The organism is Microcoleus sp. Aus8_D2 (assembly GCF_036702665.1).
In the GTDB taxonomy this organism is placed as follows: Bacteria; Cyanobacteriota; Cyanobacteriia; order Cyanobacteriales; family Microcoleaceae; genus Microcoleus.
In genome coordinates, this window is the sequence record NZ_JAUBUN010000061.1 from 14,970 (window position 1) to 37,509 (window position 22,540).

The following is a 22,540-nucleotide window of genomic DNA, read 5'->3' on the forward strand; positions in this document are numbered from 1 at the left end:
TATAATTGTTTACAGGTGCGGGTTGGGGAACTTTTTTTAAATCACCCGATCGGATGAGTCTGAAAGACGATGCCGCGCATCAGAAAAAATTTTACCTTTAAGGTAATGCTGAGATTAAATTAGCTGGTGAGTCGGTATGATCGTTAGCCCCAAAAAGGAAACTGCTCAGGTCAAGGTGGAAGATACTCAGATTTTAGACACCAAGGCCCCAGAGACTAAAATTGCAGATAACAAAACCGCCAAAAAGCAGTCCCCTAAAAAACCCGGGCGGAAGATGTCGCGGTGGGCGATCGGTTTGGTGGCAGCCGGGTTGCTAGCTGTACCGACTACCTTATATATATCAAAAAGTCGATCGCAGCCGAAAGTAGATGCGATCGCAGCGATGACAGTGCCGGTGGAAGCGCAAAACCTCACGGTGCGGATCACGTCCAGCGGCACGGTGCAACCCGTACAGCGCGTGAATCTCAGCCCCAAAGGCTCCGGCCGGATCGCAGAGTTATTTGTCGAACAGGGCGATCGCGTGGAAGCAGGACAAATCGTGGCTCGCATGGAAAGTCGCGATATAGAAGCTCAACTCGCTCAAGCCAAAGCCCGCGAAGCCAGCATTCAAGCCAAACTAGCCAAAATTGAAGCCGGAAATCGATCGGAAGACATCGCTAGCGCCCGCGCGCGTTTAGAGCAAGCCGAGGCTAGTCTGGCGCAACTCAAAGCCGGCAGTCGCGTAGAAGAAGTTGCAGGAGCCAGAGCCCGATTGCAGCAAACTCAAGCCCGCTTAGAGCAACTCAAAGCCGGCAGCCGCGTCGAAGAAGTCAGCCAAGGGCGAGCTCGTTTAGCCCAAGCTCAAGCCCGTTTAGCAGATGCTCAAACTGGCAGTGTCAAACAAGAAATTGCCCAAGCACAAACGCAAATTGAATCGAGTAAAGCCCAAGCTGAACTAGCAGCTCAGCGGGTGGAACGCAACCGCCCGTTAGTGCAAGAAGGTGCTCTTGCTCAAGATAAACTGGATGAACTGATCAAAGAAAATCGTACTGCGCAAGCTAAGGTAACAGAAACCCAAACACGCCTGCAACAACTGCAAGAAAGTCGGGAGTCGCAAATCCAGCAACTGCAAGCTGCTGTGGAAGTCGAGCAGCAAGGATTGAAGCAGTTGCAAAACGGCACGCGATCGGAAGAAATTACCAAAGCCGAGGCAGAAGTTGCTGAAACTAGAAGTAAATTAGCACAAACAGAAAACGGCAACCGTCCAGAAGAAATCGCTAAAGCCGAAGCCGCAGTTGCTGAAGCCAAAAGTCAATTGGCCGCCCAAGAAAACGGCGCTCGCCCGGAAGAAATAGCCTCCGCTAAAGCTGATTTAGCCGAAGCTCAGGCTCAAGTCCGCTTTCAAGAAGTGCAGTTAGAAGATACGAAAGTTCGCGCTCCTTTTGCAGGAGTTATTACCCAGAGATACGCGATTCAAGGAGCTTTTGTAACTCCGGCTACTTCGGCATCGGAAGCGACTTCGGCAACTTCGACATCGATTGTCGCTCTCGCTAGAGATGTGGAAGTTTTGGCGAAAGTCCCGGAGGCAGATATCAGTCAAATTAAACCGGGTCAAGTGGTTGAAATTGTGGCTGATGCTTATCCCGATAAAGTGTTTAAGGGCCGCGTTAAGTTAATTGCGCCGGAAGCTGTGAAAGAGCGGGATGTGACGCTGTTTCAAGTGCGCGTCGCCATTGACACGGGCAAGGATTTCTTGCAGTCTGGGATGAATGTTGACTTGAAATTTGTCGGTCAAAAGCTGAGCAATGCTTTGGTTGTTCCGACTGTGGCCATTGTGACGAATAAGGGTCAAACGGGTGTGCTGGTTCCCGACGAGAAGCAGCAGCCGAAGTTTAAGCCCGTGACGGTTGGATCGACTATTGGTAACAAGATTCAGATTTTAGAGGGTGCTAAGGCGGGCGATCGGGTTTTTACTGAACTTCCTGCTGGTAAAAAGTTGGAGGATATTATTAAGAATCAAAAGTAGTCATTGGTCATTGGTCATTGGTCATTGGTCATATCATGTCCGGTGGATTGATCACAATAAGATTGGTTTGTAGTGCGGACTTCAGTCCGCCAAACGCTCCGGACTGAAGTCCGCACTACGAACCGTTTTGGTTTGTAGTGCGGACTTCAGTCCGCCAAATGCTCCGGACTGAAGTCCGCACTACGAACCGTTTTTGCTTTTGATGAGTAAATCCTGCAATAGAAAAATCGAAAATCCAAAATCTAAAATCTAAAATCGAATCATGGATATTGTTGAAAGTGTCAAAATGGCTGTCACAACTTTGACAGCTAATAAGCTCCGCAGTAGCTTGACGATGTTAGGAATTATCATCGGTAATGCTTCTGTAATTTCGATGATTGGTATTGGCGAAGGAGCTCAAACCTATATTGCGGGACAGGTTAACTCTTTGGGTTCCAACTTGCTGTTTATCATTCCCGGAAGTCCAGATGCACAAAGTCGCCCGGTGATTCCTCCTCAAACTTTGGTGTTGGAAGATGCAAATGCGATCGCCTCTCAAGTTCCTTCTGTCGAACAAGTTGCACCAACTCTCAATGACAGTCAAATCGTTACTTACCGCAATAAAAACGTTTCGTCTTCGATTGTGGGAACTACCCCCGAATTTCTGTCGGTAAGAAGTTTTGATATTGCTCAAGGTCGTTTTTTAAACAAGCTAGATTTAGAAAGACAAGAAAATGTAGTTGCTTTAGGGTCAGAAGCTGCTGAACAATTGTTTGGAAATACGCAGCCTGTCGGTCAATATGTTCGCATCAAAAACGCAACTTTTCAAGTGATTGGAGTGATGCAGGCCAAGGGTTCGAGTTTTGGTGACAATCAAGATATGAATGTTTATTTGCCGCTAACAACGATGGCTAACCGCATTGTCGGTCGCTCGTCTCCCTACGGTACTAAGGTAACATTTATTTCGGTTTCTGTGAAAGATGAGAAGTTAATGAGTGCGGCGCAATTTCAGATAGAAAATCTGCTGCGATTGCGTCACAATATTACTAAGGAAGATGATTTTACTGTCCGAAATCAGAAGGATTTAATGAAGACTTTGGGCAGCATTACTGGTGCTTTGACTCTGATGTTGGCTTTTGTGGCGGCGATTTCGCTGTTTGTCGGCGGCATCGGGATTATGAATATCATGCTGGTTTCGGTGACTGAACGCACTAAGGAAATTGGTCTGCGAAAGGCGATCGGCGCTTCGCCTCAGGATATTCTGATTCAGTTTATGATTGAGGCTGTGATTTTGTCGGCTGCTGGTGGTGCGATCGGTACTGGCTTTGGTATTGGTGGCGTGTTTTTGGTGTCTGCTTTTAGTCCTTTACAAGCTAGCGTGTCTCCCGTGGCGATCGCCCTTGCGGTTGGTGTTTCTGGCGGTATCGGCTTATTTTTCGGCGTTGTACCGGCAAAACAAGCTGCTAAGTTAGACCCGATTGTGGCACTCAGAAGTGCTTGAGAAGTCATTAGTCATTAGTCATTAGTCATTAGTTATTAGTTATTAGTTATTAGTCACGGGCCAAACAGGCAAAACAGGGCATGGGGCATGGGGCATGGGGCATTAGTTAGGTAGAAAATTACCAATTCCCAATTCCCAATTCCCAATTCCCAATTCCCAATTCCCAATTCCCTGTTTGGCCTGTTTGGCCTGTTTGGCCTGTTTGGCCTGTTTGGCCGATGCCCCATGCCCCATGCCCACCCTTCGACTTCGCGAGCGGGCAAGATGCCCGATGCCCCATTCCCCATTCCCCATTCCCAAATTATGAATTTTATTGAAAGCGTTAAAATGGCCGGTCAAACACTGCTAGCAAACAAAACTCGCAGCAGTTTAACCATGATTGGGATGATTGTCGGAAATGCCTCGGTAATTGCGATGATTGGAATTGGAGAAGGCGCGCAAAAATTTGTAGCAGGACAAGTTCAATCTCTGGGTACAAATGTATTGATTGTGAGGCCGGGTGTACCGAATGCTAGCCGAAGTTCGATTAGAAATGCGCCCCAAACACTGATAGTAGAAGATGGTGAGGCGATCGCAACTCAAGTCCCGTCGGTACAAGGCGTCTCCGCAGAACTCAACAGTTCTGAACTTGTTCGCTACGGTAACAAAAATGTGTCGTCTCTGATTTTCGGCACAATTCCAGAATTTCTGACTGTCAGAAACTTTGAGATGGCTAAAGGGCGATTTTTGACGGAACTCGATGTTAAGCAAAACAATCAAGTTGTGGTTCTAGGTTCAGAATTAGCTGAAAAACTGTTTGCTAATACCAATCCCCTCGGGGAACAAGTGCGAATCAAAAATGTCAGTATGAAAGTCATTGGAGTATTTGCGCCTAAAGGGACATCTTTTGGTACTAACTATGATAACTCGGCGGTTGTGCCGATCGCCACAATGGCCAACCGGATTGTCGGGCGCAAGTCTCCCTACGGTTTAGCTGTCACTTCGCTGTTTATTTCGATTGAAGATGAGTCGAAAATGGATGCGGCTCAATTTCAGGTGGAAAACTTGCTGAGATTGCGACACAAGATTACCACAGAAGATGACTTTACGGTCAGAAATCAGAAAGATTTAATGGCGACAATGGGCTCGATTTCCGGGGCTCTGACACTTATGTTAACTGCTGTTGCTAGTATTTCGCTGTTGGTGGGCGGAATTGGGATTATGAACATTATGCTGGTTTCCGTCAGCGAGCGCACCCAGGAAATTGGGCTCAGAAAGGCGATCGGAGCATCGCAGCACGATATCTTATTTCAATTCATTATCGAAGCTGTAATTTTATCTGCGGCGGGCGGGATTGTCGGTACTTGCGTAGGTGTGGGCGGTATCTTGCTTGTAGGTAATTTCACGCCCCTGCAAGCTGGTATTTCGCCCGTGGCGATCGCCCTTGCTGTCAGTGTCTCCGGTGGCGTCGGCCTCTTCTTCGGCGTTGTTCCCGCCCGCCAAGCCGCCAAACTAGATCCGATCGCAGCCTTGAGAAGTGCTTAACAAATAAGCCCACTGATACCCTATTTAAGTATATATCCCTATAATTACATACATAATGTTACAGGTTTATTCTCACCACAATATCTATTTAAATATTAATAAAACCAGTGGAAGCGTAAATATGGAGCAAAACTCATATAATACAACTTACTCTAAAAACAATCCGGAAACTTTATAAAAATGAGTAATAAATTAAAGATTCAATAAAGTTGCTATCAGGGTATTTACTTACTTAGGAAAAAGTGTAGTAATCTAAAATAGAAGCCGAAAGACTCACAGGATCGATGATAGATGCTGTGAGTCTTTACTATTCGATGCTAGGGAAAATTATCAAATAAAAACCAATGGCGTCTCTTACCAACAGTCCTAAATTCGACTTTATCGAAGGAACTTCAGCACCAGACAGAATTAACAGCTTGGATGGCAACGACATAATTTATGCCAAAAGCGGAGACGATTTTATCGAAGGCGATCGAGGTAAAGACAAAATCTGTGGCGACTCCGGCAACGATTCAATTTTCGGCGGCCCAGACGACGATATCATGTGGGGCGGTAAAGGCAACGACCTAATTTTTGGCAATTCCGGCAACGACACCCTCGATGCCGGTAAAGGCAGCGATACCCTCACTGGTGGTGAAGGCGATGACATTTTCGCGATCGGCAAAGGTAGCGGCGGCCCAACGGTAGCCACAGCCGACTACTTCACCGACTTCGAGAAGGGCAAGGACAAAATTCGCCTGCTCGACGGCCTGACATTTGGAGACTTAAACATCCAGCAAGGCACAGACACCAACAGCAACAGCACGGTAATTCAAGACAAACTCACAGGTGAGTATTTAGCAGTATTGCAGGGAGTCAACAGCAATACCGTCACCCCCGAAAACTTCGCAACTCACCTTTCGGGCAACTGTATCAGAGATTGGAACACAACGATGCTCGAAGCCATTCGGACAGCCAGCACGCCACCTCCGCTAGCTTCCCGCAACATGGCTATGGTTTCCGTAGCGATTTACGACTCCGTTAACTCGATTAGTAAAAAATACAGCCCTTACCGCGTCAACATAGATGCACCAGCGGGCGCGTCACAAGAAGCCGCCGCCGCCAGCGCCGCCTACCGCACCCTAGCTAGCCTGTACCCGGCACAAACCGGCAAATTTGACGAAGTATACGCATCGTCTTTAGCAAAAATTCCCGACAGCAAATCTAAACAAGAGGGCATTATCCTCGGACAACAGGTTGCTGACCAAATTATCAGTTGGCGGAGTACAGACGGCGCGAGCAAAGTAGTGTCGTACACACCCAAAACTGACCCCGGCAATTGGCAGCCGACTCCTCCCGCCCTGGCCGCGGCGCTGGCACCCCAGTGGCCGGATGTGACTCCTTTTGCGATGACTAGCGGTTCCCAGTTCCGCCCGTCGGACCCGCCCGCCCTCGACAGCGCCAAGTACGCAGAGGAGGTCAACTTTGCCAAAGAAATTGGCAAAGCTGACAGTCTGACGCGCACGCCGGATCAAACTGCGATCGCCAAATTCTGGGCCAACGGTGGAGGTACTTTTACTCCCCCCGGCCACTGGAACCAAATCGCCTCAGAAGCATCGGCGCTCACCGGTACATCGTTGGAAGATAGCGCCCGCTTGTTCGCCCTGCTAAATATTGCCGAAGCGGATGCAGCTATTAGCTGCTGGGATGCTAAATATCAGTACAACTTCTGGCGGCCCGTGACAGCTATTCGCCAAGCTGACACAGACAACAATCCCAACACGACAGCCGACACCCAGTGGACGCCGCTGCTGGTAACTCCGCCCTTCCCGGAGTATATGTCAGGCCACAGTACCTTTAGCGGTGCAGCCGATGCTGTTATGAGCTCTGTATTTGGTTCGGATTTTGGCTTTGCAGATAAGGGAGACAAGTCTGTCAACAGTTTGCGAACCTTTGAAAACTTCAGCCAAGCGGCCGACGAATCGGGGATGAGCCGCATTTACGGAGGCATCCATTTCATGAGTGCTAACGTAGAGGGTGTGAGTGCGGGTAGAAATCTGGGCAACTATGTTGTTCAGAATTTCTTAGTTTAGGAAAGTGGCGAGTCGATCGGGAAATGGAAAATGGAAAACTTTTTATTTTCTATTTTCTAAGTGGGTGCATCTCTAATTTTATAAATATATGTATAGACTTCTGGCATAAGTCTTCGATCGCTCCTTCAACCGCAGATGTAAGGTAGATAAACACAGATGCAACGCAGATGCATTTCAGGGTATTGTCTGCTTTTTACAATAGGTCTTATGAAAAAAGCACTGCGGCGAACCTTACCGCTAAAGTAGCGCGTCAAGCCACGCTTGGCATCCAGGACTGACTATTCGAGCAATTCTACAGTGCCGAGATATCCGTCAACTCGGACTTTTTGACCGTCTCGCAGGCGAGTTGTGGCTTCAGCAATATTCATCACAGCCGGAATTTTGTACTCGCGAGCGACGATCGCTCCGTGAGACAATTGGCCGCCAACTTCCGCTACAATTGCTGTTGCTCCCAACAGCAGCGGCGCCCAACCGGCATCGGTATAGGGTACTACGACGATCGCATTTTCCCCTAAATCTGTGGTGACACTCCGGCAAATCTTGACAAAACCTTCGACGCAGCCGATACTTGCGGGGATTCCCTGCATGATAGCGGTTGTAGATGTTTCAGGGTCGATCGACCTTTTGCGAGAATTCGGTAGCAAATTGCCGTAGACTACAGGGGGAATCGGGCGATCGCGATCTGCTAACAGGCGATCGCGCCTCTGCCGAATCGTCTCCTGAAAAGAAACACTTGCACCGCTGCGAATCCAGTGCTGAATCTCCCCAAATTCCAGATAAAAAATATCACCAGGTTCCTGAAACACCTGCATTTCCAATCCGCAAGCTTCAATCTCCAGAAAAGTCCAGCGGAGATGAGCCAACAACCGCGCGTAAATTTCGCTAATTTGGCTTTTGACTGTAGCTCGTTGCTGACATTTATCTAAACGCCACTTTTGAATCCAAGTCAAACTTAATTTATCAATTGCTGGTGAATTAGCAACAGCAGGTTTTTGAGCCATAGTTACCAGCAATTTGCGGTAAGTTTCCGGTTGTTCCCGCCAAGTAGGAACAGCGATATCAGTTCCCACTTCACTCAAATATCCGTAAATAGCAAGCCACTGTTCAAACTCTGCTTGCAAAGCCGGAGTTTCAGCAAAAATCTGCGCTAACTGTGCTGCTGAAACATTATCGCCCGACTGCGAAATCGCAGCTTGCCGCAATTTTTCACCCAACTGCTGCAAACCTCGCACCGAAGCGATTTCTGGAGCAGTATCATTAACTAGCCAATCATCGTCAACCCGAAAAATTGCTTTGCGAATTGCCAGCCCGATCGGCCCTAAGATATTGTAGTAAGTAATCGGCTTCAGCCACTCCTGAATTTGCTCTGATTTATCCAACAACTCCGACAAATACTGATAATTGGGCATTGGGCATCTTGCCCTGAGCGAAGTCGAAGGGTGGGCATTGGGCATCTTGCCCTGAGCGAAGTCGAAGGGTGGGCATTGGGAATCGGGAATTGGGAATTGGGCATTGGGCATCTTGCCCTGAGCGAAGTCGAAGGGTGGGCATTGGGAATCGGGAATTGGGAATTGGGCATTTTTACTACTGTCAACTGCCAACTGCCGACTGCCAACTGACTTCTCCAGACTTTGTAGTGCGGGCATAAAAATCGAAGTACGATCGCCCTCTAAATCTGCATTCAGCGCCCGTTCCCGCTGCACCAAACGCCACAAACCAGGCAAATTCGGCAAAACCTTCCCCAAAGGCGGCTTACCCATCTTCTGCCCTCTGAGCAAAAACTCCAAACCCTGCTCCGGCAATCCCATCATCCGAAAGATTTCGCCCAACAGAGTCGCGTTAAAATAGGCGTGGGAACCCAGCAAAGTTGCGGTTTCGTTGAAATTTAGATGAGCAGCGCGATCGCCCAAAACCACCCGAAAAATCTCTCCCCAAACCCCACAAGTCAGCGGCCGATTAATCGACCAAGTTAGCGGGCGAATTGCACCAGGAATCACTTCGGCGGCAATAGTGCGAGTCCAAAACGGCTGCAAATTAGTAATCGGGCGGCTTTGCAAAATCCAAACTTTTTCCCCGTCCCAACTCCACTCAATATCCTGCGGGATGCCGTGAAAAAAAGCTTCAATTGCTTGGGCTTGTTTGACTAATTCTGCTATAATTTGTTTGTCAATAATTGAATTAAATTCTAATTCGCTTAAAGTTTGTTCTAAAGTTTCAGGCTGGGTAAAATCAACTTCCAAATGAACCGGAGTAACTTGTCCGCCGACAACAGATTCCGCGCCTCCCGGCAAAGCTTCAATAATAATCTGGGAACCGCCATCTAAAGGATTGCGGCTGAACATAACCCCGGCAACTTTGCCCTCAATATAAGGCTGAATCAAGACAGCCATTTGAGTATCAGGGAGTTGTCGCTGTCGGCGGTAAGCCACAGCTTCCGAACTCCAATAAGACTGGCGGCAGCGGTTAATGCCATCGAGCAATTCTGCTTCAGTCAAAACAGGCCCGATGGTTTGATATTGTCCGGCTGCGGAACTAAGATCGCCATCTTCTCCCGCCGCCGAAGAGCGCACAATCATGAGGTTAGGGATTTTAGCTTTCAAATTTTGGATGACAGAATTACTGATTGAAAGGCGATCGAATTTCCGATTATTACGTCTGCCTATTTTCCTATTCTTAACATCCGTTACATCCGTTACATCCGCTACATCCGCTACATCCGCTACAAAAGAAGCGGACGTACTTCCTTCTTCCTTCGATGGTAAGACAAAACCAGAAGCAACATTAAAACCAGCGCGTTTTAGCTGAGACAACCTAGCAGCCTTATCGCCGCAGATTGCAGGATCCAACGAGTCATCAAGAGAAAACAATTGTTCCGATTTAGATAAAGCCATATCATCACCCTGACTGAGATTAATTGCTGCTAATAAAACTCCCAATCCTGCTGCTGCTAAAAATTCCGGCAAAGATTGACGCCACACCCAAACCCAAAGGGGCGTGCACAGACAGCCACAGCGGGAAGCAAACAGTCTCGCCCGATCGCCCTTTTCCCAGAACCGATCTGCCAAACCCCACACCAGCAGCCCCCAAATGCCCGATGAGACAGCCACCGGCGGCGAAAATACCAAAAGACCCCAAACGGCATTAGTGACGCCTCCACCTCGGGCGATCGCAGATCTGGCAGCGACTAGAGGAATTAACAGGGCGATCGCGATCTCCGGCGCATCAGGAAACCAAAAGCGCCCCGCCAAAACAGGCAAAATACCCCGGGCAATTTCCGCCAACACCGCAGCAATCCCCGCCCATTTCCCCCCGTGAATAAAAGCAGCCGACACGCCCGCATTCCCCGTGCCCAACCGCCTCAAATCCTTGCCACCCAGCAGCCGCACCGCCCAGCGAGTCAGCGGCAAAGCGCCGAGGGCAAAACTGGCAGCTAACAGAAGTACGATCGTCAACAGCGGCATAAAGGGGCCCTCCAATTTCCATCTCTAAGCATTATGGCTGCAATTCACTCACTTTTTCAGTCTTCCGATATATTGCACGAGCATCAATAACATATAAAATAATACAGAAGTAGAGTAAATAAGGATTTGAACCAAATGGTAGATAACAACCTAATGATTCCCATCGCAGTTCTTGGTGTTGGATTTGTGGCTGCGGTTAGTATCGGCTCCATTGCGTGGTACAACTCCAAGCGCCCCCCGGGTTGGGAATCCAAAGAACGGCCTGATTTTGTTCCAAAAGTTGATAAAGATGATTTGATTGCGGATATTTCTGATTCCCAAAGCAAGTAATACAAAGTTTCTTTAGCCGACGAAAAGCTCGAAGAGGACTTGTGGATTAATGAGAAAAATTGGTCGTTGCCAACCGAGGCTCTGCAATTTAAAGACCTGAAGTTTCCATTGATTGCACAAGTCCTATTTTTATATATTATTAAAATTCAACATCTCTCGAAAAACATATTTAGATTGTCTGCCTCGAACACAGGCAAATTAGTTAGTAATGAGGACTAAAGTCATATTAAGAAGGACTAAAGTCCTCACTACGAACCTAGAGTATGAGCTGCTGGCATAACTATCGTTAATATTGTGTAGGGGGTAAGTCTTAAACAGCCCCTACATCGGCGCTCGCAACTTCTACTGGCTTATTTTTGCAGCGGATTGAGTTTGGTCACCGAGCTTTCTTTCGCATCTTCAGCACTATCTTTGAGGAAACTAGAAGCATCCTTAAAAGCTGCCCCTACTCTCTCTAAAATCTTGGCATCTGGAGCGCTGCGATCGAATACCGGTTGAGCCTTGGCTGGCTGTCCGTCAAGGGTTTCTAAAAGAGCTTTGTCCCCCGCAAGATCCTCATCAAATTTGTCAGTTTCCATCGGTGCAGAACCCGGATAAAGCAGCTTTGAGGCATTAGACTCAGCCGTAGTCGAAGCTAGCAGTGTCTCGCCCAAAATTGACAAATCAGCCTGATTCTTCCCTACTTTAGCAGGCGATTGATTGACTTTCGGGTCGGTAGACATTTTATAATCCGTGTACCCATCACCACCAGCCTTGTGGGGGTTATTCATTCCTCCCATTTGAACGGGAGGATTTTCGGGCCGAGCACCTCGAACATCGCCGGCATTGCAAGCGGTACTGGTAAACAGCAGCAAGCCTGCCATAAATACAGTCAAAAACTGACTGATCCGAAATCTTTTAAGAAAAGCAGTTACAGTGTTCACAAAATTTTCCCGATTGTTTACGACTACTTGTCAAGAGTAAAAATAAACTCTCCCTGGCTGCCTCTAACGCCGGTGATATTTTGAAATCGAACAATAGCATTTTTTTTCTAACTTTAGATGGAGTCGAAAATTAGCAGTTCATTAATTCTCATAACTGCGACAATTAAACAATTTTCCGATAACTAGCTCACCTACAATTCATCAAACAAAGTAGGGACACGGCACTGCCGTGTCCTAGTCCTAGAGCCGAGCCTGTATAATTTGCAATACTAAAAATCGCTATAATTGCTCGAATTGAAGGGGTTTTCTGTTTCTGGCGCACCAGTAACTCCTAACTGGGAAATTGTTCGACTTTCGCTTCAGCTTGCAAAGTCAGCACACCAGCTTGCACATCTAGCTGCTGAATTCGGAGGGACATTCCCTCTAGTTCAAAATTTCGCAAGTTTAAAACTTCACCAGCTTTATCGGCCAAAGCTGCTGTCAACTCCGGCGCAAATTCCTTATTTTTTGGATACTCCACATCCTGAAGAGAAATTGCCCAACCGTCCGCCGCGACCTGAGGTTTTGCTGTAAAATTAATTTTTTCGGTAGCACCAGTTTCCTTCACCAATACCTCAGCATTTAACGAGATTTTGCCGGATGAAAGCAATTGACAATGCACAGTTTTAACGTCGATCGTCAGCGGTTTGCCCTCAACAGTAACTTTTAAGTTGTTCAGTTTGCTGCTGATGTATTCGGAATTAAAAGCGCGGTTGATATCGCTTTCGGTTAAAACTGCTCGCGCCGTACCGAAGGCTGGCGCGTTGAGTTCAATTTTACCAAACATAGCGCTCAGGGGATTGACAGTAATATCCTTGATGTGAAGTTGCAATTCTTGCACGCGCAAATCTTGCTGCATTACCAATCCTTTGCCCTCAACGGCAACTGCCTCTACTTCTCCCTGCGCTAGCTGGGCTGGATCGGTGCTGACTTTTACTGAAAAACTTTCCGATCCGTCTAATCTGCTAGCAATAGCAATCTCTGCTACTTTGTCGATCGCCTGTTCCCCTAAACTCCGATTTTGTTCAAGCACGCTCAAAATTCCTAATCTTGTTTAAGAAATAGTAGATAATACCTAAATCATTTAACGTCTTCCTCTGGGCCAGTGTCTCGTCTCCGAAAAAACTCAGCCAAAGATAGAGGGTTTCCAGAAAGTTGCCGAAATTACTTCATCGCAATTAAAATAAGTTTTTTTTGATGAGCCACAAATAGCCGCAGGTGCGCGATCGCCTTTAGATCCCCGTTTTTGTCTCTTGTAGAGCCACAAACCCTCACAAACTCGGATTTTTGTCAAAAGTATTTTCGAGAAGCTCGATCGCACGTTACAATACATTAAGAGCCGGCACCGCCTTTTGCAATGAATCCAGAATCAACTCTCGCCAGACTACAAGCTACACTTCCCGACGGAAAACTGCCTTCTAGCTACGGGGTATACTTCAAAAACACCCTAGTAGCCCTGTGTCACGCCCTAGAAGACCACATTTTGCAAACCAGCAGCGGGGACGATCTCGCACTCAAACCGCTGGTTTTGGTGACATTTCAGCAGGGAAAATGGTATTTGCAAGAAGCCGATCGCTACTTCGATATTGCTAATGCTTCCCGACAGGTTGTCATCGGCGCAGTAGCCGACAGTGGCTTCGCTAACCACAAAACCGGTCATTTAGAAAATGTATCTTTAATAGAACTCGATGAGATAGACCCGATAATTCAAGAATGGAATTTAATCATCCTCGCCCCGACTTACAAAGCAATGGTGCTTTGTCGCGAACTTACAGCCGAGGAATACTTACCAGAGGGCAAGCCAGAAGTCGATACAGAGCGAAAGTTCTACGGTTTGTGGTCATTTGACCAGTCCTTGGTGTCGGCGTCAGCAGAAATTTTTATAGAACAAACACGACATTATAATCCCTCTCTAGCCGACAGTTTGCTGGAAATTTACCACTCGATTCTTGCTACCAAAGGCCCGCCCTTGGCAGACATTAGTGGCGTAGTATCGCGCATCGTCACTTACCTCCAAAGTTCTCAGCAGCAAATGGTGGCAATTAACCGCCAAACCCGCGATTTGTGGGAATTGGAAGGTCAAGCTTTGCGCGTCAGCCGCAATTTGAACGCCAACAAACTGCAAGCTTTTCTGCGGATGGCCCAGCGCGTAGACGAACGCGACACCTCAAATCCCACAGCGTCTTTGCAGGTGGCTGCTTTGTCGGAAACTTTGGGTCAATTGTTGGATTTACCAGCTTTACAGTTGCGTCGTCTGCGGCTGGCGGGATTGCTGTTTCGAGTCGGCTTAGTTTCGGCGCCGAATGAAGTGTTCGATCGCACTTCCGATAAATTCGACCAAGCAACTCTATCATTTTGGCGCGATCGCAGTTTCATCGGTTCCCAACTCCTGCAAGCAATGCCGGAATTATCACCAGTCGCCGAAATTGTCAAGCACAAACTCGAAAATTGGGACGGCAGCGGTAGGCCAGAAGGTTTGCGAGGCGAAGAGATACCGATTGCTTCGCGGATTGTCGGGTTAGTCGCTTGTTTTCAAGATTTGACTCAACCGCGGGGCGATCGTCCGGCGTTGAGTTTGACAGCAGCTTTGGAAAAGTGCCGCGAACTTTCTGGTACTCGCTTCGATCCGGCTTTGGTGGAAACTCTCGGCAATGTCGTCAGACTAGCAGACATGGGTTTGATGGAGTTACCCACCCGCCCCAGCCAACTTCCTAATATCTGGTTGGAAGAATTGGGCGATCGCGCTCCGGCAGCATCCCCGGCATTATAAAATAAATTGGGCATGGGGCATAGGGCATGGGGCATAGGGCATGGGCACTCGCAGGGCAGTGGGGCATGGGGCTATGGGCATAGGGGATGGGGCTATGGGCATAGGGCATAGGGCATAGGGCATAGGGCATCGGACTGATGACTGATGACTGATGACTGATGACAACTGACAACTGCCAACTGCCAACTGACTAAAAACTAATGACTAATGACTAATGACCTGTTTGGCCAATGCCCCATCCCCGATGCCCCATCCCCAATGCCCCACTGCCCTGCGAGTGCCCATGCCCCATGCCCCATGCCCCATGCCCTATGCCCTATGCCCTATGCCCCATGACTAAAAACTAATGACTAATGACCTCGAAGCCATACGCCAAGGCAAAATTCATATATTGGCCGGCATTGATTTAGCTGGCGCAGACTTAGCGGGAGCCGATCTCGCGGGTGCGGACTTATCTCAAGCTAACTTAACGGGAGCTAATCTCACCGGCGCTAACTTGCAGCGCGCGATACTGCGAGCCAACCTGCGCGGTGCTGACTTGAGCGGCGCTGACTTGCGCGGCGCTGATTTTCGGAATGCTGACTTGCGCGGTGCTTCCTTCACTAACGCTTTAGTCCGCGATGCCAGTTTTGGGGGTGCTTTTTTGACCGCAGCCTCGATCGGCAATTTGGACTTGAGCGGTGTCGATTTGCGCGGTGCCGATTTGCGGGGCGCTAATTTGGCTCGGGCAATTTTGCAGCAAGCTGATTTGAGCAATGCCAATTTGTCCGGCGCCGACTTGTCGGGTGCTGACTTGGAAGAAGCTATCCTGAATGGAGCCGTACTGCGCGGTGCTAACTTGACGGGGGCTAATTTGCTCTGTGCGTCGATCGAACATACCGTCTGGGATGGAGCTTTGCTCGATCGAGCTTGTCTCCAAGGCACCCCCCTGAGCCCTTAAATTTCAAAAATGTTACTTTCAACGCAGACAAAAACAACATCTGCTTATAAAGTGAATAAGAACAAGCTATTTTAACATTTCTTAATGAGAGGTTATAATAGCGACTGTAGATCAGCAAACGGATAAATGGTAGCAGCTTTGTTTAGCGGTACATCCTTTCAAGAATAAACCATGCTATACTGATTTTATGATTTAACCCCTTATTTAAGGGGATAAATCCAGAAATGTATTTCTAGCTAATCTAGTCAATAGTCTAGAACTTTCCTAGAACGCTGAAACCCTTACCGAACATTGAAAACAGAATATGCAAGCTAAAACTACAACCCCTAAGCCCCTAGTCTCTGTCTACGCTGAGAAGGGCGTCTTAGCCTTCCGATTCAGCAGCAAGTACAATCCGCTGTTTGAAATCTTGGACGGCAAGGCCCCAACTAAGCAACGGACTATGGGACTAGGTTTAAGGGAGTCACCTGAGAATTGGAAGTTAGCCCAGTCAGCAGCGCTGCGTATAGAGCGTGATTTGTCAGACTCTGAAAACTGGCAAATACTATTTGACCCTACGTTTGTTAAGTACGGCTTAGCGGTCAAGTACACATCAGCAGCGCTGAAACTAGCAGCACCCATACCTGAGCCTGAGCCTGAGATAACGGTAGGTACAATGTGGGAAGATTACCTAATTTGGAAACAACCGTACCTAGAGGCGACTACTTTCAAGTTAAATTATCAAGTCGTGTTTACTAATGCGATTAAAGGTTTAATTTGGAACGCTCAGCAGCGGTCGCATACTCTCGCTGCTAGCGGTTGTATTTGGGATATGTCATTAAGTGCGGTTGATATTAATCGGCTTATGGATGCTCCGCTAAGCCTACGAACGCAGCGTAAAACAATCGCTGCACTCTCAGAAGCCTTTACCCGACTACAGTCACAGGATAAGACTAAGCTCACAAAGAACCCGTTTGTATTTGTAGGTGGTGTCGTTGAAAACAAAACGGATAAGTACAAATCAACGGTTAACGCTGATGGTACAGAGCGTGAGTGGTGGGAAGTAGCAGACACCGAAACCGATTCAGAAGAAAATGACAGACGTGCGTTTACAAAAGATGAGCGGGATATCATTATCAAGGCGTTTTATGAGTCTGCACGACATAGCCACCGGAAAGCTGCACCTTTAATCGAGTTTCTGTTTTTAACAGGATGTCGTAGCGGTGAGGCTTTCGCTTTACGTTGGCAAGATGTATTTATAGGACGTGATAAAGATTGCATTCGCTTTAGTAAGTCATACAATGGGAGACTGAGAAATACTCAAGTTACGAAAACGGATGAGATTAGGTTGTTCAAAATGTACCCTAAACTACGTGAACTACTGCTGCGTATCAAACCTGAGAACGCGAAATCAACTGACTTAGTGTTTACTAACACAGAAGGCAATTCTTACAATTCTAATAATTTAGATTCAATTTGGCGAGAATCTAAAGGTCGAAAATGTAAGAAAGTTTATCACTATCCCGGTCTAGTTACTCAGCTAATTGACGATGGTATGATTAGTGGCTATCTATCCCCTTATCATACGCGCCATACGTTCATTAGCTTACAAGCTCATGCTGGTGCAGATTTATTTCTGCTAGCTACAATATGCGGTAACAGTGTAGAAGTTATCCAACGACACTATCTAGGGATTAATATAGATGCTACTTTACCTGACATCTAACCCTACCAGTACATAAACCAAACAAAAAATAAACCCCCTAATTTAACCTAGGGGGTTTTTTATTGACTATTTTACAACCTTTGTCTGTTGCCCGACACTTACCTTGCTTCACTCACACATAGCACCCTTTTTATTGGCGGCGGGACGCAGGTTGGCTAGGGATTTTGAGTTAACTTTCATGCGATTGAATCTAAAAATCAATTAGGTCATCATCATCTATTATTCGTTTCGCAAAACCTTGTGGTTTACCTTTGTTACTCAGATAATCTAAAACTATCATTCTGAGTAATTCGCTACGGGTTAGCGCTAGCCCGCCCGCTTCTACACAAAGCTGATTATACGCTTCAGTAGGACAGTTAAACGCAACGGTAGGATTTTTGTGGTAACGCTTCCGTCTGACTGGGAGTCTTTTTTCAATTGCATCTATCCTATTGATTATTTCATGATATGCCGCGTTGTAATCCGTAATAGAATCAGTCATTTTTTGCTACCTCTGGGTAAGTCTCATTTTGCTTTGCAATCTCCATTTACCCGAGAATTGTGCTCAGAGTCATTTGAAGGTATATCATCCGCTAACACTTCAACAACCGCCTTGAGCGCATCCGTGTTAGTACAAACAGCCTTTGTTACCTCTTGTATTAGAACGCTTAAGGCATCAATCCTCTTCTTGATGTACAGTATGTCCATTAGTATGTCGGTTGTTAATGAATCCATAGAAGTTGGGACAAGTTTCTGGTGAATTCTTCCAATGGTGTCTAGATTGTCGTTCATGTTTTTAGGTATATAGGCCAAGTAAAGAGTTACATAGTTTAAAGTCATTGCGGACTATGATTTGTATTTAACCCCTTATTTAAAGGGTTAAAATGGTTAATTAATGATTCTCATCAACCAAACACTAATTAACCGCGCACTAGATTTGTTCAATTTCATCGAATTGTAAATCATATTACAAAATTCAATATCACCATCATCCAAACGTTCCCCTAGCCATTGAAAGAATGATACGAATTCTAGCAATGTATGCTTTTCTTCTACGAACGAAAGTGCGATAGTTGCTTTAGCAGAAGCACTCTCCGTAATGTCAAAAGTTAATATGTCTTCAATTCCACAGTTACTCTTATTCATTGCTTAAATCCTTTGTAAGAGTACCCTAATTGATTATCCTTTTTCCCTGCACTAAAACCAAGTTTTGTTAAAACCTGTTGTACTTCAGTCAACTTCGGCTTATCAATTAAACCATCTCTGATTGCTACATCAAGAGCATCCTTTAAGTGACGTGGCGAGATATGAATCTGTACGCTTTGAGAGAGTGTTTGCCATTCTGATTGCTTAAAGCCTAATATGTCCTCCAAAGATTGTAAAACAAGCACTTCTAGCAACGTAATTCGTAGCTTTAAGGCATTCTCTAACCAATTGCTTGTTTCATTTATTGCGCTTTCTAAGGTATCCCAAACCCCTATTGCAACACCTGAAGTCAGAACCCATTTTAACAAAGTCCAATGTTCTTTAGAATGTTTAGGTTTTGGGATTGCGCTAAAACTTTTAGCCAAACTTTTAAAAGAATACCATGTTTCTTCTTCTTGCCAAAAGTTTTTGACTTGGTCTCTTAAAGGCTGCCAGTAGATATCATCAGGGTCGAGTACGTTATCAAGTTTAGCTGTTTTTGTTGTTCTGATTACGATTGTCCGTCGACTTAGTTCCGTTGAAGTCTTTTCCCAAATTGTAGTGTACATCTTGGGGCAGAATGTTTTAAATTCTATATTCTGCCCCCTCCCATTACTAATGAAACATCTATCAGTTTTGCGGTTGTATCCATTCAAAAAAGAACTCAAATACTCTTCTTTCTTAAATGAATCTTCATTAAGATTGTCAATCAATAAGAGCGTATTCTTTTCGTGAGATTTTGTCTCCGGGTCAGCCCATCTAATTGCGTTGATATGATTCTTTAATGAAGCACCTGTACTCTGTCCAGAGATGACTGTTTGCCCTGAGATTGCTGATACTGCAAGTAGTAACTGAGTTTTACCACTACCAGCTTGACCAATTAATTCTACAATTGGTAAAATCTTGCAAAGCATTGACGGTAGTGATGCGTAAGCTGCAAGGAATTTATACTCCCAAGGGCGTAATCCCGTTGTAATTAGCGCAAGTACGTTAGTAATGTTTTTGCCTAATGATATCGTTTCATCAAAAACATTTATACCATCGTCATCGTCATCAAATTGTTTAGCAAAATCGTTAAGTGTCATACTTTCATTTTGCTCACTGACAGGCCGTGTATCTGTTTCTTCTAGCACCGAAAGACTATCAAACTCTGCTTTGTCATCCGCTTGTGCTAGGACTGCTTTTATCGCCTCAATACCTTTCTTTGCTTTTGTCATTATTAGCTTCCCATTATACACTTAAGTAATTCAAGCGTTGTTTGAATTGACGCTTCAAAAAACTGTTCTTTCGTTAACTTTTATGCGTCCTCTTTTAGCCCCTCAATTTGACAAGCTAAATCACTAAGAGATTTATAATCAAAGTCTTCAAGCTGTGACTGAAAGAACTCATATCGAGCTAGCAAGCGTTTTGATTCTGATTCAGGAGCGGTGTACGTTCCTTTCTTGCTTACAAGCACAGAATCAAATGCAGTTGTAATTTCAGTTTGCGTTAATTGATGTGGTTCGGGACATTCAGTTACTACTACTAACTGATTTGTCATCTTCTGAATTAATGGCGCGTTTGAGGGAAGTGATGCATCTAGCTCATAGATAAAAGGGTTTACCCACGGTGTAATGCTTCCTTTTAATATTGTGCCAACAGATTCTTTTGCTTTACAACTAAGCTTATCGTAAAGCACCGTTTCATCTTTAGATACTTTTACCGTAATGTATTTGTTTGTTTCTTTATCCCACTGTTGTTTTTCTTTTGAATAAACTCGATAAAAAGCTTTTTTGCCCGCTGGTTTCCATTCTTTCTCTTTGTAAGAAGAGACACCACGACATTCAGAAGATAGAATACCGTAACAGATAACCTCTGTACCTTTATCCTCTAGAACCAATTCTTGCCAAACAATAATGTCTGTGCTGACAATAAAGTCTGAATTGATGTACAGAGTTGTACATCCTTCTTTGTTAACTGAAACATTGATTGCCATGTTGTTTTGTTACTTTGTTTTTGCTTTGTACTAACTTTATCCCCTTATTTAAGGGGATAAAATGGTTATTTACTCTTCAGTGAATTTATCACTAGCTTTTTTGTAAGCCCTTGTTTTGGCTGACTTAAAACTACGTAACAACGCTTTTGGGGAATACGACAATTCCACACCTGCTTCATCACAAAAGGCCATAGCCTCATCATGATACCTAACACTAGAAAAGATAGTTGCAGCAAGTTGACCCGTAAGCTTAAAGCCTAAGTCATCTAAAGCATCTAAAGCGTCTTCGGTGTTTGTATTTTTTTCAATCAATTCATTTTTGTGATTGCAAATTATAGGTGCAATAACCTCAAGTAATTTGTACCGTAAGAAATCGAAGTCATAAATTACACAACCAGCTCGTTGTGAATGAACTTTTGGTGTTTCGTTCTTAATGTTGACTTTTTGTGTTAATACAACTTCATCATTAAAGATGTCTGTTGTTAAATCATTAAGTCTTGGCGAATGTATTTCTGACCAATGATAAGTTGGTACAGTATCCTCAGTCTCACCTAATTCAATTGGGGACTGTCTAGTATCTTCTATGTGTTGCATAATTACTCAAGATTACATTGTTTAATGATTCGAGCGGAACTGACGATGGGTAAGACTTGCCAAAATAAAACTCTTTTTTGGCGGAACAAATTATTAATTTGCTATGTATCTCAGGTTTTAAGATTTCTAGTAATTTAATCTTTAGAGAAGCTTCTTTGGTCATTAAACCTTTAGCTTCTAAAAAAAGATATTCATTAAGAGAGGTTTTAACCCGAAAATCAACAAAATAATTTGTTGTTCCAGAATATTGAGTTTTAGGCTTTAATTCAATTTTGAAGTGAAAGTCAATGTGTTCAATCGGGAAATATCTTGCAATGACTCTAAAAACTTCAAACTCTAGTTGACTGTCAAAGCGAATAACATTTTTACGCAGAGCGCCCAATGGGCGGTGCTCCAAAACTCGTTTAGCTTCTAAGTCGTAATAAACAAACTTGTTGAAATATTTGTTGATAAATGACCTCCCAATCACTTGCGCTCCGATAAATTTTGCCCTATTGTGAAATTTATCGGAGCGCAAGTGATTGGGAAAAATGTAATATTTTGTTACAATTACAATGTAGTATAAAATTACAGAATTATGAGCGTCATCCTTAATGTCCCTTTCAAAAGTCAACTGGACAATAAATTTAATCCAACAGGCTCCTGTAACGTAACGTCCATCGCAATGTGTTTAGAGTATCTAGGATGCGTCTCTAAAAGTGCTTTGCAGCTTGAGGATGAATTGTATCAATACATTACACATACAGGCTTAAATCCTCACTCACCATATGATTTAGCTCAAATAGTCGTGCACTACGGCTATAGTGATAGTTTTAAGGTAGATGCGACTATTACTGAGTGTCAAGCCTGGTTAAAATCTGGTATGCCGATTGTAATGCACGGTTACTTTACAAATTTTGGTCATATCATCACTGGTATAGGTTATGACGATACGGGTTTTTGGGTACACGATCCATATGGGGAATGGTTTGATACAGGATACAGAACTGACTTAAGCGGGGCAAACCTACACTACAGCTATAATTTAATTAAAGAAAAGTGTATTCCTGATGGTTCGTTTTGGGTGCACTTCATAAGCAAATAAAACTGAATGTAAAGAATTGTTACAAAGGGGTTGACAAGCGGCTACAAAAATGGGAGGTTATAAATAACACAACACAACACTCCAAAAAAAATAATATAGGGTGGTATGCGGGTGGGAATAAATATAAATATAAATATAATATATTATTTACTATTTACTATTTATATTTATATTTATATTTATATATTTATCCCCTTAAATAAGGGGTTAAAACTATATATTTACTTGTAAACTAACATTACCCCTTACAATAGGTATAGGTTTTTTTACGGAATTCAAAACCAAAAAAGCTTGACTAAATTTTACGTCCACAATCGGGCGGCGTGTCGATATTTTAACTTTTTTTGTTAAAACCACTATTTCCTTTTCTATTTTAAATTGACTCGGTAAAGTTTTTTCACTGTAGTTAAACCCATCCTCATCAGGTTTTGCTCCAAAAATATTTAACATTTTGGTAAATAGTTCTTTGCCGTC

At 44.8% G+C, this 22,540-nt stretch carries 19 protein-coding genes; 9 read left to right on the forward strand and 10 right to left on the reverse strand.

The genetic code is table 11. From position 1 onward, the window contains the following. The first annotated feature begins 136 nt into the window (after positions 1–136). Positions 137–2,005: an efflux RND transporter periplasmic adaptor subunit gene (locus tag QUB64_RS29905; RefSeq protein WP_333277496.1), complete on the forward strand. Its 1,869-nt coding sequence runs from the start codon at positions 137–139 to the stop codon at positions 2,003–2,005. Between the two features lie 262 nt (positions 2,006–2,267). Then, a complete protein-coding gene (locus tag QUB64_RS29910) occupies positions 2,268–3,485 on the forward strand; it encodes an ABC transporter permease (protein ID WP_333277498.1) in 1,218 nt (405 codons plus the stop codon). Positions 3,486–3,603: 118 nt separating this feature from the next. Here QUB64_RS29910 and QUB64_RS29915 read toward each other — a convergent pair whose 3' ends face one another. Continuing rightward, positions 3,604–3,765, reverse strand: coding sequence for a hypothetical protein (locus QUB64_RS29915; RefSeq protein WP_333277500.1), 162 nt, complete (start codon positions 3,763–3,765; stop codon positions 3,604–3,606). 23 nt (positions 3,766–3,788) lie between these two features. Here QUB64_RS29915 and QUB64_RS29920 point away from each other — a divergent pair, with 23 nt between their 5' ends. Then, positions 3,789–5,009, forward strand: coding sequence for an ABC transporter permease (locus QUB64_RS29920; protein WP_333277502.1), 1,221 nt, complete (start codon positions 3,789–3,791; stop codon positions 5,007–5,009). 344 nt (positions 5,010–5,353) lie between these two features. After that, positions 5,354–7,081, forward strand: coding sequence for a M10 family metallopeptidase C-terminal domain-containing protein (locus QUB64_RS29925; RefSeq protein WP_333277504.1), 1,728 nt, complete (start codon positions 5,354–5,356; stop codon positions 7,079–7,081). A 278-nt stretch (positions 7,082–7,359) separates the two neighbouring features. Here the strand turns inward: QUB64_RS29925 and QUB64_RS29930 are convergent, their stop codons facing one another. Beyond that, positions 7,360–10,542: a glycerol-3-phosphate acyltransferase gene (locus QUB64_RS29930; RefSeq protein WP_333277507.1), complete on the reverse strand. Its 3,183-nt coding sequence runs from the start codon at positions 10,540–10,542 to the stop codon at positions 7,360–7,362. A 135-nt stretch (positions 10,543–10,677) separates the two neighbouring features. On the opposite strand from QUB64_RS29930, the gene psb35 reads away from it, so the two are divergent. Beyond that, positions 10,678–10,872, forward strand: a complete 195-nt coding sequence (psb35, locus tag QUB64_RS29935; protein ID WP_333277509.1) for a photosystem II assembly protein Psb35 — start codon at positions 10,678–10,680, stop codon at positions 10,870–10,872. A 350-nt stretch (positions 10,873–11,222) separates the two neighbouring features. Here the strand turns inward: psb35 and QUB64_RS29940 are convergent, their stop codons facing one another. Continuing rightward, entirely contained in the window at positions 11,223–11,795 is a 573-nt protein-coding gene (locus tag QUB64_RS29940) for a DUF6658 family protein (protein ID WP_333277511.1), read from the reverse strand. A gap of 331 nt (positions 11,796–12,126) precedes the next feature. After that, complete coding sequence (locus tag QUB64_RS29945; protein ID WP_333277513.1) at positions 12,127–12,867, reverse strand: LmeA family phospholipid-binding protein; 741 nt, start codon at positions 12,865–12,867, stop codon at positions 12,127–12,129. 324 nt (positions 12,868–13,191) lie between these two features. Between QUB64_RS29945 and QUB64_RS29950 the strand changes: the two genes are divergently transcribed. The 3 genes from QUB64_RS29950 to QUB64_RS29960 all read left to right on the forward strand — a co-directional run bounded on the left by QUB64_RS29950 (position 13,192) and on the right by QUB64_RS29960 (position 17,249). Then, positions 13,192–14,604, forward strand: a complete 1,413-nt coding sequence (locus tag QUB64_RS29950; RefSeq protein ID WP_333277515.1) for an HD domain-containing phosphohydrolase — start codon at positions 13,192–13,194, stop codon at positions 14,602–14,604. A 346-nt stretch (positions 14,605–14,950) separates the two neighbouring features. After that, positions 14,951–15,544 carry a pentapeptide repeat-containing protein gene (locus QUB64_RS29955; RefSeq protein WP_333277516.1) on the forward strand — a complete coding sequence of 198 codons (594 nt, stop codon included), beginning with the start codon at positions 14,951–14,953 and terminating at the stop codon, positions 15,542–15,544. A 304-nt stretch (positions 15,545–15,848) separates the two neighbouring features. Next, complete coding sequence (locus tag QUB64_RS29960; protein WP_333277689.1) at positions 15,849–17,249, forward strand: tyrosine-type recombinase/integrase; 1,401 nt, start codon at positions 15,849–15,851, stop codon at positions 17,247–17,249. Positions 17,250–17,439: 190 nt separating this feature from the next. Here the strand turns inward: QUB64_RS29960 and QUB64_RS29965 are convergent, their stop codons facing one another. The 5 genes from QUB64_RS29965 to QUB64_RS29985 form a co-directional block, all read right to left on the reverse strand. After that, positions 17,440–17,730 carry a hypothetical protein gene (locus QUB64_RS29965; RefSeq protein ID WP_333277687.1) on the reverse strand — a complete coding sequence of 97 codons (291 nt, stop codon included), beginning with the start codon at positions 17,728–17,730 and terminating at the stop codon, positions 17,440–17,442. 640 nt (positions 17,731–18,370) lie between these two features. Next, positions 18,371–19,630: a hypothetical protein gene (locus QUB64_RS29970; protein ID WP_333277685.1), complete on the reverse strand. Its 1,260-nt coding sequence runs from the start codon at positions 19,628–19,630 to the stop codon at positions 18,371–18,373. A gap of 80 nt (positions 19,631–19,710) precedes the next feature. Then, a complete protein-coding gene (locus tag QUB64_RS29975; protein ID WP_333277683.1) occupies positions 19,711–20,388 on the reverse strand; it encodes a hypothetical protein in 678 nt (225 codons plus the stop codon). A gap of 69 nt (positions 20,389–20,457) precedes the next feature. Beyond that, a complete protein-coding gene (locus QUB64_RS29980; RefSeq protein WP_333325834.1) occupies positions 20,458–20,982 on the reverse strand; it encodes a hypothetical protein in 525 nt (174 codons plus the stop codon). Further along, positions 20,960–21,364 (reverse strand): hypothetical protein, encoded by a 405-nt coding sequence (locus QUB64_RS29985; RefSeq protein WP_333277532.1) that lies wholly within the window; start codon positions 21,362–21,364, stop codon positions 20,960–20,962. Before QUB64_RS29985 ends, QUB64_RS29980 begins: the two co-directional genes overlap by 23 nt. 195 nt (positions 21,365–21,559) lie before the next feature. Here QUB64_RS29985 and QUB64_RS29990 point away from each other — a divergent pair, with 195 nt between their 5' ends. Further along, positions 21,560–22,066 carry a C39 family peptidase gene (locus QUB64_RS29990; protein ID WP_333277534.1) on the forward strand — a complete coding sequence of 169 codons (507 nt, stop codon included), beginning with the start codon at positions 21,560–21,562 and terminating at the stop codon, positions 22,064–22,066. A 213-nt stretch (positions 22,067–22,279) separates the two neighbouring features. On the opposite strand, the gene QUB64_RS29995 is transcribed toward QUB64_RS29990, so the two are convergent. Next, positions 22,280–22,540 (reverse strand): hypothetical protein (locus tag QUB64_RS29995; protein ID WP_333343457.1); only part of this gene is annotated, 261 nt, incomplete at its 5' end.

Bases quoted from the DNA above. Each gene is read 5' to 3' on its own strand.
- QUB64_RS29905 (WP_333277496.1), top strand. From the start codon at position 137: ATGATCGTTAGCCCCAAAAAGGAAACTGCTCAGGTCAAGGTGGAAGAT.
- QUB64_RS29925 (WP_333277504.1), top strand. From the start codon at position 5,354: ATGGCGTCTCTTACCAACAGTCCTAAATTCGACTTTATCGAAGGAACT.
- QUB64_RS29920 (WP_333277502.1), top strand. From the start codon at position 3,789: ATGAATTTTATTGAAAGCGTTAAAATGGCCGGTCAAACACTGCTAGCA.
- psb35 (WP_333277509.1), top strand. From the start codon at position 10,678: ATGGTAGATAACAACCTAATGATTCCCATCGCAGTTCTTGGTGTTGGA.
- QUB64_RS29915 (WP_333277500.1), bottom strand. From the start codon at position 3,765: ATGGGGCATCGGGCATCTTGCCCGCTCGCGAAGTCGAAGGGTGGGCAT.
- QUB64_RS29970 (WP_333277685.1), bottom strand. From the start codon at position 19,630: ATGACAAAAGCAAAGAAAGGTATTGAGGCGATAAAAGCAGTCCTAGCA.
- QUB64_RS29960 (WP_333277689.1), top strand. From the start codon at position 15,849: ATGCAAGCTAAAACTACAACCCCTAAGCCCCTAGTCTCTGTCTACGCT.
- QUB64_RS29930 (WP_333277507.1), bottom strand. From the start codon at position 10,542: ATGCCGCTGTTGACGATCGTACTTCTGTTAGCTGCCAGTTTTGCCCTC.
- QUB64_RS29950 (WP_333277515.1), top strand. From the start codon at position 13,192: ATGAATCCAGAATCAACTCTCGCCAGACTACAAGCTACACTTCCCGAC.
- QUB64_RS29980 (WP_333325834.1), bottom strand. From the start codon at position 20,982: ATGCAACACATAGAAGATACTAGACAGTCCCCAATTGAATTAGGTGAG.
- QUB64_RS29965 (WP_333277687.1), bottom strand. From the start codon at position 17,730: ATGACTGATTCTATTACGGATTACAACGCGGCATATCATGAAATAATC.
- QUB64_RS29910 (WP_333277498.1), top strand. From the start codon at position 2,268: ATGGATATTGTTGAAAGTGTCAAAATGGCTGTCACAACTTTGACAGCT.
- QUB64_RS29990 (WP_333277534.1), top strand. From the start codon at position 21,560: ATGAGCGTCATCCTTAATGTCCCTTTCAAAAGTCAACTGGACAATAAA.
- QUB64_RS29975 (WP_333277683.1), bottom strand. From the start codon at position 20,388: ATGGCAATCAATGTTTCAGTTAACAAAGAAGGATGTACAACTCTGTAC.
- QUB64_RS29955 (WP_333277516.1), top strand. From the start codon at position 14,951: ATGACTAATGACCTCGAAGCCATACGCCAAGGCAAAATTCATATATTG.